The organism is Gordonia abscondita, assembly GCF_032711245.1.
GTDB lineage: Bacteria > Actinomycetota > Actinomycetes > Mycobacteriales > Mycobacteriaceae > Gordonia.
Genome location: NZ_CP128986.1, coordinates 2,576,263 through 2,592,271 on the forward strand (window position 1 = coordinate 2,576,263; position 16,009 = coordinate 2,592,271).

At 66.0% G+C, this 16,009-nt stretch carries 15 protein-coding genes and 1 pseudogene; 8 read left to right on the top strand and 8 right to left on the bottom strand.

From position 1 onward, the window contains the following. Positions 1–24: 24 nt before the first annotated feature. The gene (locus tag MP11Mi_RS12145) at positions 25–435 is read left to right on the top strand and encodes a hypothetical protein (RefSeq protein WP_420039172.1); all 411 of its coding nucleotides are present in this window, start codon (positions 25–27) and stop codon (positions 433–435) included. Between the two features lie 4 nt (positions 436–439). Then, on the top strand, positions 440–1,045 hold the full coding sequence (locus tag MP11Mi_RS12150; RefSeq protein WP_420039173.1) for an AAA family ATPase: 606 nt from the start codon (positions 440–442) through the stop codon (positions 1,043–1,045). On the opposite strand, the gene MP11Mi_RS12155 is transcribed toward MP11Mi_RS12150, so the two are convergent. Continuing rightward, positions 977–1,612 (bottom strand): TetR/AcrR family transcriptional regulator, encoded by a 636-nt coding sequence (locus MP11Mi_RS12155; RefSeq protein ID WP_420039174.1) that lies wholly within the window; start codon positions 1,610–1,612, stop codon positions 977–979. The two genes, MP11Mi_RS12150 and MP11Mi_RS12155, sit on opposite strands and share 69 nt — an antisense overlap. Before the next feature lie 85 nt (positions 1,613–1,697). Here MP11Mi_RS12155 and MP11Mi_RS12160 point away from each other — a divergent pair, with 85 nt between their 5' ends. Beyond that, positions 1,698–3,011 carry a cytochrome P450 gene (locus MP11Mi_RS12160; RefSeq protein WP_420039175.1) on the top strand — a complete coding sequence of 438 codons (1,314 nt, stop codon included), beginning with the start codon at positions 1,698–1,700 and terminating at the stop codon, positions 3,009–3,011. A 35-nt stretch (positions 3,012–3,046) separates the two neighbouring features. Here MP11Mi_RS12160 and MP11Mi_RS12165 read toward each other — a convergent pair whose 3' ends face one another. From MP11Mi_RS12165 to MP11Mi_RS12180, 4 genes are all read right to left on the bottom strand, one after another. Next, entirely contained in the window at positions 3,047–3,358 is a 312-nt protein-coding gene (locus MP11Mi_RS12165) for an RCC1 domain-containing protein (RefSeq protein ID WP_420039176.1), read from the bottom strand. Further along, positions 3,355–3,984, bottom strand: coding sequence for a DUF2461 domain-containing protein (locus tag MP11Mi_RS12170; protein WP_420039177.1), 630 nt, complete (start codon positions 3,982–3,984; stop codon positions 3,355–3,357). Before MP11Mi_RS12170 ends, MP11Mi_RS12165 begins: the two co-directional genes overlap by 4 nt. Further along, positions 3,981–5,564: a DUF222 domain-containing protein gene (locus tag MP11Mi_RS12175; protein ID WP_420039178.1), complete on the bottom strand. Its 1,584-nt coding sequence runs from the start codon at positions 5,562–5,564 to the stop codon at positions 3,981–3,983. Before MP11Mi_RS12175 ends, MP11Mi_RS12170 begins: the two co-directional genes overlap by 4 nt. 186 nt (positions 5,565–5,750) lie before the next feature. Further along, positions 5,751–6,521 (bottom strand): alpha/beta fold hydrolase, encoded by a 771-nt coding sequence (locus MP11Mi_RS12180; RefSeq protein WP_420039179.1) that lies wholly within the window; start codon positions 6,519–6,521, stop codon positions 5,751–5,753. Between the two features lie 50 nt (positions 6,522–6,571). Between MP11Mi_RS12180 and MP11Mi_RS12185 the strand changes: the two are divergent. Further along, positions 6,572–7,852, top strand: a pseudogene (locus MP11Mi_RS12185) (condensation domain-containing protein); the annotation flags it as partial. On the opposite strand, the gene MP11Mi_RS12190 reads toward MP11Mi_RS12185, so the two are convergent. Next, positions 7,847–8,653 carry a hypothetical protein gene (locus tag MP11Mi_RS12190; RefSeq protein ID WP_420039180.1) on the bottom strand — a complete coding sequence of 269 codons (807 nt, stop codon included), beginning with the start codon at positions 8,651–8,653 and terminating at the stop codon, positions 7,847–7,849. The pseudogene MP11Mi_RS12185 and the gene MP11Mi_RS12190 overlap by 6 nt on opposite strands. 134 nt (positions 8,654–8,787) lie before the next feature. Here MP11Mi_RS12190 and MP11Mi_RS12195 point away from each other — a divergent pair, with 134 nt between their 5' ends. The 3 genes from MP11Mi_RS12195 (at position 8,788) to MP11Mi_RS12205 (ending at position 12,811) form a co-directional block, all read left to right on the top strand. Further along, a complete protein-coding gene (locus MP11Mi_RS12195) occupies positions 8,788–10,221 on the top strand; it encodes an amino acid permease (protein WP_420039181.1) in 1,434 nt (477 codons plus the stop codon). 12 nt (positions 10,222–10,233) lie between these two features. Further along, positions 10,234–11,250 (top strand): AraC family transcriptional regulator, encoded by a 1,017-nt coding sequence (locus MP11Mi_RS12200; protein WP_420039182.1) that lies wholly within the window; start codon positions 10,234–10,236, stop codon positions 11,248–11,250. A 76-nt stretch (positions 11,251–11,326) separates the two neighbouring features. Then, positions 11,327–12,811: a flavin-containing monooxygenase gene (locus tag MP11Mi_RS12205; protein WP_420039183.1), complete on the top strand. Its 1,485-nt coding sequence runs from the start codon at positions 11,327–11,329 to the stop codon at positions 12,809–12,811. Between the two features lie 103 nt (positions 12,812–12,914). On the opposite strand, the gene MP11Mi_RS12210 is transcribed toward MP11Mi_RS12205, so the two are convergent. Continuing rightward, the gene (locus tag MP11Mi_RS12210; RefSeq protein WP_420039184.1) at positions 12,915–13,721 is read right to left on the bottom strand and encodes an ABC transporter permease; all 807 of its coding nucleotides are present in this window, start codon (positions 13,719–13,721) and stop codon (positions 12,915–12,917) included. Then, entirely contained in the window at positions 13,721–14,626 is a 906-nt protein-coding gene (locus MP11Mi_RS12215) for an ABC transporter ATP-binding protein (RefSeq protein ID WP_420039185.1), read from the bottom strand. Before MP11Mi_RS12215 ends, MP11Mi_RS12210 begins: the two co-directional genes overlap by 1 nt. A gap of 133 nt (positions 14,627–14,759) precedes the next feature. Between MP11Mi_RS12215 and MP11Mi_RS12220 the strand changes: the two genes are divergently transcribed. Next, the gene (locus tag MP11Mi_RS12220) at positions 14,760–15,941 is read left to right on the top strand and encodes a sensor histidine kinase (RefSeq protein ID WP_420039186.1); all 1,182 of its coding nucleotides are present in this window, start codon (positions 14,760–14,762) and stop codon (positions 15,939–15,941) included. Positions 15,942–16,009 lie beyond the last annotated feature (68 nt).

The window sequence follows — 16,009 nt, forward strand, 5'->3', positions numbered from 1 at the left end:
GCGCGTTAGCTGAGGGGCGCAGTCATGAAGATCATTCGAGCAGGAGCGGTAGGCGCGGTTTTGTGTGGCGCGTTGATCGCTGTACCGGGTGTCGCGCAAGCGGCGCCGATCGTCCCGTTTCAGATCAATCCGGCGTTGTACGGCAACCCGAACGGCAGTTTTGATGTTCCGGCGTTCCGCTGCGGAATCGAGCGGACGGGCCCAGGAGTCATCACGGTCACCGGAACTCAGCGCGACAATTGGGGTTGCCTGTTGAACACGCCGCTGCGGTGGGCGAACCTGTCGACCGGCCGTACCGGCGCGGCGCGGACGTCGCACGGGCTGAACGGGCATCCGCCCGAAGCTGTCGTTCGCTCCGGCCGGGGTCGAGTGGTGCTCATCCTCGACGCCCGACTCCCGATGACGCCGGGCGTCGCGACGCTCGACGTACGGTAGGCGAGTGGAACGTGTCTCAGTAGTGGGGTGTTCGGGTTCGGGGAAGACGACTCTCGCACGTCGCCTCGCCGCGGAACTCGACGTTCCCTTCGTCGAGTTGGACCAGACGCACTGGGGACCGAACTGGACGGCGGCGTCCGCAGATGAGATGGCAGCCGCTGTCCGGCCGGTGACGGCCGCGCCCTCATGGGTTATCGATGGCAACTATCAGAGCAAAATCGGCCGTCTGGTGTGGGAGCGGGCCGACACGGTCGTCTGGGTCGATCCGCCGCGCCGTCTCGTCATGTGGCAGTCGCTGACCCGCACTGTCCGCCGCGTCGTCACCCGAACTGAACTGTGGAACGGCAATCGTGAGAGCTGGCGCGCCCTGCTGGTGTGGCGGCGGGAGGAATCGATCCTGTGGTGGGCGTGGACGTCGTTCACGCGGACCAGGGGGCGTTACGCGGCGGCGATGACCGACCCAGAGTGTGCGCATCTCACGTTCCACAGGCTGCGGACTAGGCGCGAAGTCGAACGGTTCCTCGCATCCTCGGCTGGAGTCTCAGAAGATCGTGGGTGGGCCGTCGAGCATCGCGACGCATGCGCGGGTCGCAGGCTCGATGATCGCTGACAACGGGGTGCCGGTCTCCACCGAATTCGCCGTCAGCTCTCGGATGCCGCCCCAAATCATGATCGCGGTCGGGCGTGACACCGGTGCGACTCCTTCAGCGGCCACGAGCGGTGTGGACGTCATATCGACGAAGAGGGAGATCCACGCGTCCATCGCTGCTGCTTTGAGCTCTTGTGCGGGCTCGTCCAGCGCGGGGAGCTCGCGGATCCAACTCAAGGTGAGTTCAGGGTGCGCATCGTTCACGTCGACATACGCGGCGACCGCCTGCCGCACCTGAACTGCCAGCGGAGATGATCCGTCGACGGCGGCGGCGACCGCTCCGATGATCTGGTTGTTCGCGGCGTGTAGGACGGCGACGAAACAGGCCGCCTTATCGGTGAAATGCTCATAGAAAGACCGCCGAGACATGCGTGCGACACGAACGACGTCGGCGACGGTTGTCGCGCGGTAACCGACATCGGCGACACACGTGCTCATCGCGGACATCAGACGTGACCGAGCCGCCGAGTCGGGGACTGCGATGGGCTCGGTCGTGCTGGTCAAACGTCCCTCGCGCTGATAGGCCACGGATCCAGGATAGGCCCTTGTCGTTGGTGGTACGTCAGCGTACCGTTCGTTGGTACGTTGACGTACCACCTGAGCGGAGTGTCTGATGACCACTGACCTGTCCGAGAAGTCGTCGACCTCGGCGATGCCGCCGAAGGTTCCGTTGCCGACCTGGGTGCAGGGGGTTGGATTCCTCGGTGCCCGTCGTGGTGTCCTCCGCGCCTGTCGTGCCCGGTATGGATCCGTGTTCGAGCTTGAGGTTCCGGTCTTCGGGAAGATCGTCGTGATCGCCGATCCGGCGATGGCCAAGCAGTTGTTCACCTCCGGCGCCAAGACGATCAACGTCCAGCCGAATCTTGGTCGTGTTCTCGGCTCGGGGTCGATCTTCGCGATCGAAGGCACCGACCATCGTCGTCGGCGGAAACTGTTGACTCCGCCGTTGCACGGCAAGCGAATCCGCGCTTATGAGCAGATCGTCGAAGAGGAGACCGGCCGCGAGACCGCGACGTGGACGGCCGGGAAACGGTTCGCGACGATGGAGCCGATGATGCGGATCACGCTCAACGTGATCTTGCGGGCGGTCTTCGGCGCCGACGGCGACGACTTCGATGATCTGCGCGCGCAATTGCCGAGTCTCGTCGCGGCCGGATCGCGTTCGGCTACGATCCCGCAGCTGCCTCGTGTGTTGAGCCGCGTAGACCCGAACGTGCACCTGCGTCACCGCCGTGCGCGGTATCAGGAGACGATCCTCCGGGTCATCGGTGAGGCGCGTCGCGACCCGGAACTCGCCGACCGAGACGACATTCTCGCGCTGATGTTGCAGAGCAGCTACGACGACGGCAGCGTGATGACGGACGACGAGATCGCGGACGAGTTGCTTACGCTCCTCGCCGCTGGCCATGAGACGACGGCGACGACTCTCGCGTGGCTGTTCGAACGGGTCCAACGCCATCCGGCGATCCTCGACGCGCTGGCGGTCGAAGCCCAAGGTGACGGCGACGAACTCCGTCACGCGGTGATTCTGGAAACACAGCGGTCCCGTCCGGTGATCGACTTCGCGGGACGGCATGTCGTCACTGACGACTTGGAGATTGGACCGTGGCGGATTCCGAGCGGACACAACGCCATGGTCGCGATCTCGTTGCTGCACGACGACAGCGAAGAGTTCCGCGACCCGGAGCGGTTCGATCCGTACCGTTTCGTCGGGAACACTCCGTCGGCTGCCTGGCTGCCGTTCGGTGGCGGTACGCGACGGTGTATCGGTGCGGCGTTCGCGACTATGGAGATGGACGTGGTGGTACGGACGGTGCTGCGTGAGTTCCGCATCGAGCCGTCGACCGCGAGGGCCGAGGGAGTGCATTCGCGTGGTGTCGCGTTCGCGCCGAGGTTCGGCGGCCGGATGACTGTGCGGCGACAGTGAGCCCGGTAGGCAGTCGTCGGCGGCGATAGCCAGGGTCAGAAGTCGCCGCAGGTGGCGACCGATCGATCGTCGAGCAGTGCGAGCGTGTGATGGCTGCCCGCTGCGACGTTGGTGACATCTCGCCAGTCGGACACGTCACATGCAGGGCCGCCGCCTGCCGCGACGGCGGTTCCGTCGGCGAGAAGTCCGACCGAGTGCCAGTCGCCACAAGCGATGGCGACGACATCGCGCCAGTCGACAACGGCGCATTGGCGTTCGCGGTCCGACCGGTGGCCAAGGCTGTCCCGTTCGGCGCGGCGCCCGACCCAGTGTCGTCGGCCCGCAGCGAGCGCGATGAGCATACTCATCCGCCGTGCTGGACGAGCCAGTCGAGCAGCGGTCGCGTTTGTCGCCAGTGGGTGCGGATTTCGTCGACGAGATCCGAAGTGTGGATGATTCCCTCGAACCCGTAGTCGCGGTTGACGATCAACGACCGGTGTCGGAGGAGTTCGATCCGCGGGTGGTCTATTGCCCACCCGCGGGGCGCGGTCTTGAGTTGGTCGCCGTCGATGTCCCACCCTCGTCGCTGCAGTCCGTCCACGAGTTTCTCGAGTTCGGCACCGTGTAGATCGTCGTCGATGGCGCGGCGCAGGAAGGCTAGGCGTTCAGGTTCGGCGTGATAGAAGCCTGCCCCGACACGCACGCCGGGGGCGCCGATCTGGACGTAGTAGCCGGTCGCAGGCGCGACGGCGACGAATGCTCCCTGGTGGGTCTTATACGGCGTCTTGTCTTTCGAGAACCGCACGTCGCGGTACGGGCGGAAGATCTTCGCGTCGCCGAACTCGTCGGCCAACTCGGCGGCGAGGGCGGCCATCGGCGCGGCGACGGCATCACGGTAGACGTCGCGGTGCGCGTCCCAGAAGGCTTTGCTGTTGTCGATCTCGAGGTCGTCGTAGAAGTCGAGGGCCGCTTCGGGGAAGCCTGTGAAGCTCATGCGTCGAGGGTATCGACCGGGTGTACTACGAGTTGGACACCGGGTTCAGCGGCTTCGGGTCGGGCGGGCATTCGACAACTGAGCCAGCGTTCGATGCGTGATCCGTGGGATCGGATCTCGCGGACGTGAGAAGGGCGAGGCGGTTCGCGTCCAGGTGGCGCCGTGGGGCCGGGTTCTTGCCGGAGGAGTTTGTCTGGGTGAGCGGAGTGGTTCACCTGCCAGGGATCACCGGATCCGGTGCGGCGCCAGCCTACGCGGCCTTGATGGGGGCCGTGGGTGATGATCACAGTCTCCCAACCGCCGGGCTCGCTCCGGACGCTGCGGTTGTGGCCGCCGCACGCGGCACCGAGATGGTCGACGTCGGTGGGGCCGCCGTGCTGCCAGTCCGGCATGTGGTGGGCTTGGGTCCGGACGAACGGGGTACTGCAGGCGGGAGCTGTGCAACCCCGGTCGCGACCGAACAGTGCGAGTCGTTGGGACAGTGACGCGAGTCGCTTCCCGCGTCCGAGGTAGAGGATCTGCGACGTCGCGTCGGCGAACACTTCGAGCCACGGAGTCGCGTCGGCGGCGAGGTCGACGAGGTCAGCGACCGGCAGTCGCGTGCCGGTCGCGGTGAGGGCGACGCCGGCACGGGCTTCGAGGTCTTTCAGGTCGGCGGTCACTACGAGGTGGGCGGGCAAGTTGGACGGCCGGCCGAGCGCACCGTCGCTGATCTGCGCGGTGAGGAGAGCGTCGAGCGCGTCGTGGTTGCGCTGCTCGGTGGAGCGGAAGTCTCGTGCTGCCGCCGCGCCGACCGCTTCGGGGTCGAGGCCTTTGGCGCTCGCCGGGCCGCGAGGGGACTCGGGGTCGTCGGGATTGTTCATCCCCGGGGCGGCCCACTGGATCAGCAGTGCATCGACCTTGGCGCGCGCCTGCGGGGTGAGGGTTCCGGTGAGTGTGGACATCAGGCGACGGTCCTGCGCGCCGAGGGTGAGGCTGCGTTGGCGTTGACGATCGTGTTCGTCGGTGAGCGCCCCGTCTGGGTCGAGGCGTTCGAGGAGGGCGTTGCCCGCGATGGTGAGGTCGCGCGGGGTGAGCGAGGTGGCGACTTCGGCGAGCTGAGCTTCCGCATCGACGGTGAGGTCGACAGGGATGCTGGCGGGGATCTTCTTCATCGTGTCGGCCACGACGAGTACATGGTCGACACCGATCTCGCCCGCGGCGACCGCGTCGGCGGTGGCCGGGAGTACCGGCTCAAGCGGCTCGCCGTGAAGGCTATGGAACGCGCCGATCGAGGCGGCGGCGAGACGCCGACGTTTACCGGCCGCGGCACCGAGCCGCAGGACGCCGTCGTAGAACTGGTTCTGGTTGGTGCAGCCGACCTTGATGAACGCCTTGCGGTCGGAGACCTCCACGTACAGCTTGGCGTCGACGCCATCGTTTCGGCGGTGCGTGCGTTCGAGCGTAGTGACGGTGTCCACGATCTCGGAGTCGGTGAGCGGAGTGAGGTTCGCTCCGGCGAGCGCGACGGCGACTGCGTCGGCCAGTCGGGCGAGCTCGAGTGGCGACTCGGGGAGGGCGAACGTGTCGGCGGTGGTCATGTCGGTCCTCCTGTCTGAGTTCGTGTGGACTGCTAGGTCCATTCTATCCAACTGTTGTCTATCTAACAATAGATGGGCAACTATGTTCGATTATCAGAGTTCGACTCGCCGACTCGATTTGCCTGCGGCGCGGGCGCGGCATGCGTCGGTACCGCCGCGAACGGGTGCTTGCTCGTGAAGCGCGCCTCAGGCCAGTGAATCGTGCAGAAGTGTCGGCCACTGCGCCAGGTCGTCGGGGGTTCGAGCGACGGTCAGCGATGCGTTAGGCAGCGTGTCGACGAGTGTCTGCGCCGTCGACAGGGGGTGCGCGGGGTCGTCGATCCAGGCGAGGATCGTCGTGGGCACGGCGATCGCGGTGATGTCATCGAGCGATGGCAGGTCGCTGAGCGCGGCGCCGCGCAGCACTGAGGGCAGCAGCGATTCGGCGACGGCGGGCAGGGTCGGAGGTGCGTCCGCTGACGCTGGAGGACGTGGACTGTCGGCTCCCGACGCGACGAATGCACTCAGCCCCTTCTGTTCGACGATGTCGGCCGACCGCCGATACTCCTCGGCTTTGGCGCTGCGGGTGCCCCATGCCGTCGCGGGGACCATCAGAGTGAGACTCGAAAACCTCTCGGGTTCGCGGACGGCCGCATGCAACAGCGTTCCGGCGCCCATCGACGGACCGACACCGTGGACGCGCTCGCCGGGGAACCAGTGGTCGAGGAGTCGCAGGAGGTCGTCGGCGAGATTGGTCCACCGATAGTCATCGGGCACCATCGCGCCGGTCGACTCGCCGTGGCCGCGCGCGTCGTACCGCAGTAGACGTGTGCCGGAGAGGCCCCGGCCGAGGTCCATGCCGAGCACGCGGTCGCGCGAGCGGCTCGACGTCAGACCGTGGAGTTGGACGACGGGCTGTCCGCCTTCGTCGCTGAACTCGGTGGCGATTCGGGCTCCGGGAACATCGAACGCGAGCACGGTCTCTCCTGGAGTTGCGGCGGTCTGGATGAGGCGTAGCGTACACCGGCATGCGTCTCACCAACGTCGGCCACCTGCGACTCCCTTTCGGCAGGCTGTGGGGGTACGACGTGCATGTCGGTGACCTTGGCACCGAGCAACCGGTCTCGTTCGACCAGCGGCGGCACGTCGGTGCGGGGGATCGACCCGGGTCGTGGATGGCGCTCTCGTTCCGGCTCGACCAGCCGGTGGATCGCGACGTTCTCGCGTCGGCGTGGCTCGCCGTGATCCAACGGCACGACACGCTGCGAACGGTGTTCACCCCCGGTGACGACGGACCACGACTGTTCGAAGTCGACATCAGTCCGGGCGGCTGGGTCGAGCATCCGATCGGGCCGGGCCAGGCGGTCAACGAAGCTCTCCGTGGCGTCCTCGACGTCGCGTGCTCGCCGCACGCGTCACCTTCGCATCGTCTGTGTGTGTTGGAGACGGCGACGTCGTCGACGATCGTCGTCGCGGCCGACCATTCGCACGTGGACATGTGGTCGATGCTCGTCGTCGCCAGGGATCTGCTCGCCGGGATATCGGCGGGCGGTTTCCCGTCGCTGCCAACAGCCGCGGCGTTTGTCGACCACACACGTGTGCTCGCGGCGCGTCCGACAGCCCCGGCCGACGTTCACCGCCGGTGGGACGAGATCCTGACGGCAGGCGGCGGCGTGATGCCGTGCTTCCCGCTGGCGTTGGGGCCCGCCGAACCTCAGCCCGAGCGTGTCGAGGTGCGTGACGTGTTCGACGTCGACGACAGTGCGAAGTTCTCCGCGCAAGCCCGCGCCGACGGGGTGTCGACGTTATCGCTCGCGGTGTCGGTGATGACCTCGGTGACCCGTGACCTCGCGGACGCACCGCTGCGCGCGGTGTTCCCGGTGCACAGCAGATACGAAGACACCTGGCACGAGTCGGTCGGCTGGTTCATCACGAACTCGGTGCTGGAATCGGCCGATCCCGATCCGACGGCGAGCGCCGACGCCGTACGCGAAGCGGTGCGACTCGGTTCGTGGCCGCTGCGCGACGTCCTGGACGCGTGGGGCGGCGACATGCCGGAGAGAGCGGGCATGTTCGCGATCTCGTGGCTCGACCTCCGGCGCCTCCCAGTACAGATCGACTCGCGGACGATCGACGCGCAGTACGTCGGCGCGGTCATCCGCACCGATGGCGTCATGCTGTGGTTCATCCTCGACGACGCTGGACTGCATCTGCGATGCCGATACCCCGACACGGTGGACGCCCGCCGCAATGTTGGTGGCTGGCTCGACGTCCTCGTCGAACGAATGCGGTCGCTGGCCCGTTCATCGTGAGAGCGGAGCACGATCGACGACGAGCGTGACGAACAGTTCCCGGTCGAGCGTGTCCGCTGGAGTACCAGCCGGCACAGACGCGACGATAGACCACAGCCCGCTCGCATCAGGAATGAACATGCCCACCTGTTCGATCACACCGCTGACGACACCGGCGACACCGAACCGATTGCGCGAGAGCCCGACCCGAGGGTCGGCGAGGTCGATGCGCAAGACATCACCGCGGGCCGGGACGACGTCGCCGAAAGCGGTCGCGGGCCCGTTGAGGCTGATTGCGCGGGACGCCCGTTCGATCTTCGCCTGATAGTTGGCAATCTCTGCGGTAGTCGGCTCAGTGCACGAATCCGGAACGAAACCGACCAGCAGACCATACGGTTCCCGGTCCATGTCCATGTATCGTTCGACAACATCGACTCGTCGATACGTCTTCGGGGTCGTATCTCTCGGTGCCCCGGGCACATCCGCGCCGTAGGTGATCTCGTACGTCTGGATCACCGACCCGGTCACGCTAGGATACGTCGCCGCTGCGTCGTCGTGCCACGAAACGCTGAGTCCGATAGGTTGCGCCGTCGGGTCGCCGTCGGCGGGATTCCAGTGCGCCGAATAGTCGGCGAACCGGAGGAGCTCGAGTTCGCGGACCCACGAGAACGGTTGGCTGACAACGAACCGGTCGGGCGCCGACACTGGTTGCGCGGTCAGAATCCCGTCGATCCGCGCTCCGGGAACGGGCACCTCGCCGCAGCACCCCCACTCCCACGGTGATATCGACGCGTACTCGATGCCCTCAGCGGTCCCCACCGTGGCGATCCTACTGGCGGAGCACGACCGCCTGTGATGCTTAGTGGTTTCCACGTGAACCAGGTAACAAGCGAGACACACGACGAGGGTAGATTCACCTCCGCTGCACAACGCACACTTAGAGAGGAACGCCGGTGACGTCTACACCGCAGAGTGACAAGGCTGACGACACGAGCGTCGACGAGGGCTATCAGAGAGGCCTCACGTCCGGCACCGTACAGATGATCGCCATCGGCGGCGCCATCGGCACCGGTCTGTTCTACGGTGCGGGCGGCGCGATCGAAAAGGCGGGCCCGGCGCTGATCCTGGCGTACGCCGTCGCGGGTCTGGCGATCTTCATCGTCATGCGATCCCTCGGCGACCTCCTGCTCTACCGGCCGATCTCCGGCGGCATCAGCGAGTACGCCGACGAATTCCTCGGTCGATTCATGGGCTTCAGCCAAGGGTGGACGTACTGGGCGGTGTGGGTCACCACCTGCATGGCCGAGATCACCGTGGCGGGCAAGTACATCAACTACTGGTGGCCGTCGATCCCGGTGTGGGTGACGGCGCTCGTCGCGCTCATCGTGCTGTTCGGCGCGAACCTGATCTCCGTCGGACTGTTCGGCCGCGCCGAGTTCTGGTTCTCGGCGATCAAGGTAACCGCCATCCTTGGCATGATCATCATCGGCATCGGCGTACTGCTCCCGATCTCCGGGCTGGGACCGGACGTCGGACCATCGGTGACGAATCTGTGGAGCGATGGCGGCTTCTTCGCGACCGGCTTCACCAACGCGCTGCTCAGCTTGCAGATCGTCATGTTCGCGTACGTCGGTGTCGAGCTCGTCGGCGTCACCGCGGGTGAGGCGCAGAATCCGCGTGTCACGCTCCGTCGCGCCATCAACTCGGTGCCGTTCCGCATCGGCATCTTCTACGTCGGTTCGCTCCTGGTCATCCTGTCGGTCCGTAGTTGGAAAGACTTCCACGAGGGCACCAGCCCGTTCGTCGCGGTGTTCCAATACATCGGAATCCCGGGTGCGGCAGGCATCGTCAACTTCATCCTGCTCACCGCCGCGTTGTCGTCGTGCAACTCGGGCATCTACTCGACCGGGCGCATGGTGCGATCGCTCTCGCAGCGCGGCGACGCGCCGAGTGCCCTCGCCAACTTGTCCGGCCGCCAGGTCCCAGTCTCGGGCATTGTGCTCAGCGCCGTCGTCATGGCGATCGGCGTGATCGTCAACGTCGTCGACCCGGATCACGCGTTCACCTACATCACGTCGGTGTCGACGGTCGGCATCGTGGTCGTCTGGGCGACGATCGTCCTGTGCCAGGTGGTGTACCGCTTCAAAGTCCGCGCCGGAGTGCTGCCGGACTCCGGATATCGCGTTCCGGGCGGCCTCGTCAGTTCGATCATCACCATCGGTTTCCTGCTGCTCGTCATCATCCTGCTGTTCTTCAACAAGGACGGCCGAATCGCACTCGTCGTCGGCGCCATCTGGTTCACCATCGTGACGGTCTGTTACTTCGGGTGGACGGGCGGCAGACGTCGACAGGTCAAGCGTTCCGGAACGCCTGCCGTGATGCGCTGACCGCAGGTCACGATGGATTGGAGTATCCCGCGGTCGTCGGCGGGGGTTCTCGTCTCACTGGGCCTCGCCCGAGACGCCGGATTGTCCGACGAGCAGACGCTTGCCGGGACCGGACTGAACGTCGACGTCGTGACGAGCCCGGACTCGGAGGTTCAGCTCCGGCAGGAACTTGTCGTCGTCGGCAACCTGGTCGACGCGCTCGGCGACCGGACGGGCCTCGGCGTGCGAGCGGGCGCCCGCTACCAGCTGACGACGTACGGGATATTCGGGTTCGCACTCATCAGCAGTCCAACCCTGCGGAGCGCCGTAGAGGTCGGGCTGCGCTATTACGACCTGACGTTCGCGTTCTCGAACATCGAGCCGCGTGACGTCGGCGACCGGTTCGAGTTGGTGTTCACCGCACCGGACGTTCCCGCGGCGTTACGACGATTCGTCGTCGAACGGGATCTCGCCGCGGTACGGACGATAGCGCGTGACCTCGTCGCCGACCCGGACCGCCCGCTCGAGACCCGGTTCGCATTCGGCGAGCCCGACGACGTCGAGCCGTACCTCGACCTGTTCGACGCCCGGCCTGTGTTCGGGTGTGACGAGACGTTGCTGCGTTTGCCGCGAGACGTCATCGACGAGCCGTTGCCGCGCGGCGACGCTCAGGCGGCTGCGTTCGCGCAGGCACAATGCCGTGACCTGCTTCGTACGCGGGCGGCCCGGTCCGGGCTGGCGGCACGCGTCCAAGATCTGTTGACGATCGACCCGGCGAATCCGCCGACCGCGGACGAGGCCGCCCGCGCTCTCACGATGAGCACGCGAACCCTCCGTCACCGGCTCGCGGGCGAAGGCTCCTCGTATCGCGGCCTGTTGCAGGAGATGCGTACACGGCTGGCCGAGGAGATGTTGGTGGGTGCGCGACTCACGGTCACCGAGACCGCGCAGCGCCTCGGCTATGTCGAAGTCTCGAGCTTCTCGCAGGCCTTCCGTCGCTGGCACGGCTGCGGCCCCGCCGAGTATGTACGGCGTCGCACCGGCCGCTGACGCCGTTGCCGAAACGAGTAACTCTTGTGCCGTCGTGCACCTGCCGATCGTGTGGCGGCGGCTATACCGTGAGGGCATGACAGCAGATTCTCGCCCGTCGATCGCCATCATCGGCACCGGGTTCGGCGGCATCGGGATGGCCGCGCAGCTCACCCAAGCCGGTTACCACGACTTCGTCATCTTCGAAAAGGCCGACGACGTCGGGGGAGTGTGGCGTGACAACGAGTATCCGGGCGCCGAATGCGATGTGCCGTCGCACCTGTACTCGTTCTCGTTCGCGCTAAAACCCGACTGGTCTCGGCGGTTCGCCGGCCAGGATGAGATCCTCGGCTACCTGAACGACTGCGCTAACCGGTTCGATCTCCGCGGGAACATCCGGTTCGGTACCGAGGTGCTCGGTGCCGCCTTCGACGAGACGACTGGCGAATGGGTCCTCGACCTGGGCGGCGGGCAGACTCATCGCGCGAACATCTTGATCGCGGCGACCGGCCAGTTGAGTCGCCCCGCCTACCCGCGGATCGACGGCATCGACGGCTTCGCCGGGACGATGTTCCACTCGTCGACGTGGGATCACGACTACGAGTTCGAAGGCAAGAAGGTCGCAGTGATCGGGACCGGGGCGTCGGCGGTCCAGTTCGTCCCCCACATCGCTCACCGCGCCGCGAGCCTCGAATTGTTTCAGCGGCATGCGCCGCACGTCCTCGTCAAACCCGACTATCCGTATCGGCGCGGAGCGATCGCCGCGTTCACGCGCTTCCCCGCACTGCTCAAGGCGTCCCGGCTGGCGACGTACGCGTGGTTGGAACCGCGTGGATTCGCGTTCAACGGGTCCACGATGGGCAAGGTGTTCATCTCGCTCGCCGAGAAGAGGTACCTGCGGTCGTTGAAGAAGCAGATCGCTGATCCGGAACTGCGCCGCAAGGTGACGCCGACCGACCCGATGGGGTGCAAGCGCATCCTCATGTCGAACGACTACTACCCGGCACTCGTCCGCGACCACGTCGACGTCGTCACCGAGGGCATCGAGCGGATCGAATCCGACGGAGTGGTGACGGCCGACGGCAAGCTGCACGAGGTCGACACCATCGTGCTCGGCACCGGGTTCGCGGCAACCGAGTTCCTGTCGCCGATGACGGTGACGGGCCTCGGCGGCGAAGATTTGAACGATGCGTGGAGCGGCGGAGCGCAGGCCTATCTGGGGATCACCGTCGCCGGGTTCCCGAACTTCTTCATGCTCTACGGGCCGAACACGAACCTGTCGCACAACTCGATCGTCTACATGCTCGAATCTCAGTTCGCGTACATCGTCGACGCGGTGCGGGAGATCGATCGCAGCGGGGCCGGGTGGCTCACGGTCCGTCAAGACGTGGAGGACGCCTATAACGCGGACATCCAACGGCAGCTCGGCACGACGGTCTGGGCGACGGGATGCGACGGCTGGTATACGACGGCGGCGGGTAAGAATACCCAGAACTGGCCGGGATTCACCTTCACCTACCGTTCGGTGACACGTGAATTCGATCCGAACGCCTACGCATCTCCGGGGGCGTCTCACGCGTAGCCCGGCACCCAGGAAGAACGCGGTCGGTGTGCCCGGGGAAACTCGGGCACACCGACCGCGTTATTTCGCGTTCAGTTCCTCCAGATGGAGTGATCCCTCCCGATCACTTCACCTCTGAACGCATTATTCGGTTGACACCGAAGAACAAGGGGACCGCGAACCAGATGACGCAACCGGCGAGAAAGTGCGCCCAGTCCGAGCCCGACGGCGAGGACTCCAACATGGGAAGGCGGATCCAGTCGATCAGGTGGTCGTTGATCCACGGCACGACGGCGCCGATAATCTCCAGGACCGTCGGCACGACGAAGTAGGCGACGATCGCTGCGGGCGTGTTCAACAGCAGTGCGGCGAACGCGAATCCGATGAGCACGCCTACCAGAATGTTGAGCAGTCCCGAGATGAGCGCGCTCGCGGAGATCGACCACACTCCTCCGTTGGAGTAGATCAGCCCGCCGATGAGGTTGCACAGCGCACCGAGCGCGAGCGCGATCACGACGGCGGCGATCGACGCGATGACCGAGACGGTCAGCTTGGCGATGATGACGCGTTCGCGTCGCGGCTCCATCGTGAACGTGGTGAGGGCGTTGCGTTGACTCCACTCACTGGTCACCAGCAGGATCGCCATCACCGGCAGCAGGAAGGCCATCGGAGCGGTCATCAGGTCGAACAAGTTCGCGAATGTGATGTTCCCGTCCGTCCCCGGTGAACCGGAGGGGCCGGGATCGGATGTGCCTGGACCGACGATCAAGACGACGACGCCGATGATTGCCGAGATAGCGGCGATGGACGCCGCCAACCAGAAGCTGGCGCGGGTGTCGACGAGTTTGCGGAGCTCGACCTTGATCAGTCGGCTCAACGGGATGCCGGGGCCGGTGAAGACGGCCGGCGCGGGCTGTGTGGTCGCGGTCATCACTGGACTCCCTGTGGCTGTTCGCGCTGGTTCTGTTGGGTGAGCTGGAGGAACATCTCCTCCAGGCGGGCCCCGTCGCCGCCACGCAGTTCGATGAGGTGGACTTGTGCGTCGAGCGCGATGCGGCCGACGACGTCGGGGGTCGCGTCGACGCGGAAACCGCCGCCGTCCGCTGGGTGGGCGACGACTCCCGCCGCGTGCAGGGCCTGGCCGAGATGGTTGTTGTCGACCGCCCGGACCACCGAGCCGGTACCTGCGAGGAGCGCTTCCTTCGTGCCTTCGGCGACGATCCGCCCATTGCCGATCACCACGAGGTCGTCGGCGATGATCTCTATCTCATGCAGGAGGTGCGAAGAGAGGAGGACGGCGCCGCCCCGATCGGCGTAACCGCGCAGGAGCGTGCGCATCCAGTGGATGCCCGCAGGGTCGAGGCCGTTCGCGGGTTCATCGAGCATCAGGACGCTCGGATTGCCGAGCAACGCGTTCGCGATGCCCAGGCGCTGACGCATGCCGAGCGAGTAGTTGCGGACGCGCCGCCCGGCTTCCTGCGGAGTCAGGCTGACCATCGCGAGGGCTTCGTCGACGCGAGACGACGGGACCCCCAACGTGATTGCCGACAGTCGGAGGATCTCGGCTCCCGTGCGGCCCGCATGCTGCGCCGACGCGTCGAGCAGGACGCCGACGTGCGTCGCCGGATTGGGAATGTCACGGTAGGCGACACCATTGATGGTGGCGGTGCCCGATCCGGCGGGGGTCAGACCGGCGATGATTCGCATGGTCGTTGACTTGCCTGCGCCGTTCGGACCCAGGAATCCGGTCACCCGCCCCGGCTTGCAGGTGAACGAGACGTCGTCGACGGCGACGAAGTCGCCGTAGCGCTTCGTGAGATTCTTGACTTCGATCATGACGTCAATGGTCGTCCCCGCGGCCGGCGTTGTCATCAGTCTCGGGGACAGTTCCACATCATCCGAAAGTATGAGATCGGCGTCGACCCCGGGTGGAGGTCGCACCGCGGCCGACGCGACTACCGTGTATCCCGTGCGTCCCGCCGATTACCAACCGACCCTCAACTGGTGGGGTCATACGTGGCGGATCATCGGTGTCGTGGCGGTGTCGGCGCTCGGATGGGCACCGCGTGCCGCGTACCAGTGGAGCGAGCATCGTTGGTGGTTCGCATTCGACCTCACTCTCGGCCTGGTCGCGCTGGCGATGGTGATGCGTTATCGGCGAACGCACCCGGTGCTCGTCGCCACGATCACCAACTTGATGAGTGTGGTGTCGACGACGGCGGGCGGCCCAGCGGTGTTGGCGCTCGTCTCGTTGTCGACGCGTCGGCGGTGGAAGGAGATCGTCCCGCAGACGCTGCTGACGATCACGTGCATGTTTGCCAGCGAGTACGTGTTGCGAGCGCCGGACGAAGCCGAGCTGACCACTCTCGATGCGGCACTGTTGGTGATGATCGCCGCGCTAGTCATCGCGTGGGGCATGTACATCGGTTCACGCCGAGAACTGCTCGCCAGTTGGCGGGCGCGCGCACTGCTCAGCGAGGCCGAGCAGGCCGCCCATGTTCGCGAAGCGCAAAACGCGGAACGTGCCCGCATCGCCCGCGAAATGCATGATGTTCTCGCACATCGCATCTCGGCTGTCAGCATGTATGCGGGAGCGCTTGCGTTCCGGGACGACCTGTCGTCGGAGGAAGTGAAGGAGACGGCACAGACCATTCAGCAGACGTCGCATCAAGCGTTGACCGAATTGCGGGAGGTGCTCGGCGTGCTGCGGGACGGACCGGGTGACGCCGATCCGGAACGTCCGCAGGCCACAGCGGCGCAGGTATCGGAATTGATCGAGGAGAATCGTCGAACCGGTATGCGGATCGACGTGCACTGCGATCTCGACGTCGATGCGCTGCCGACAGTGCTGGGGCGAACCGTGTACCGCTGCGTCCAAGAGTCGTTGACCAATGCCCGCAAACACGCACCCGCCAGCCGGGTTCGAGTGTCGTTGAGTGGTGAGCCGGGCCGCGGCGTCGACATCCACGTCGAGAATCCGCTGTCGCTCGCCGCCGGGCAGACGCCGCCCGAGTCCGGCTTCGGGCTCATCGGGCTCGCCGAGCGCGTCGCTCTCGCGGGCGGCCGTCAAGATCATCGGACGACGGGCGGCGGCACGTTCGTGCTCGCTGTGTGGTTACCGTGGCAGCGGTACACAGAACCGTCGAGATGAACAGCGGGGCGGGATGAACATAAGGAGCGGCGTGGACGCACGGGGTGGACCGAACGCCGAGAGCGCAC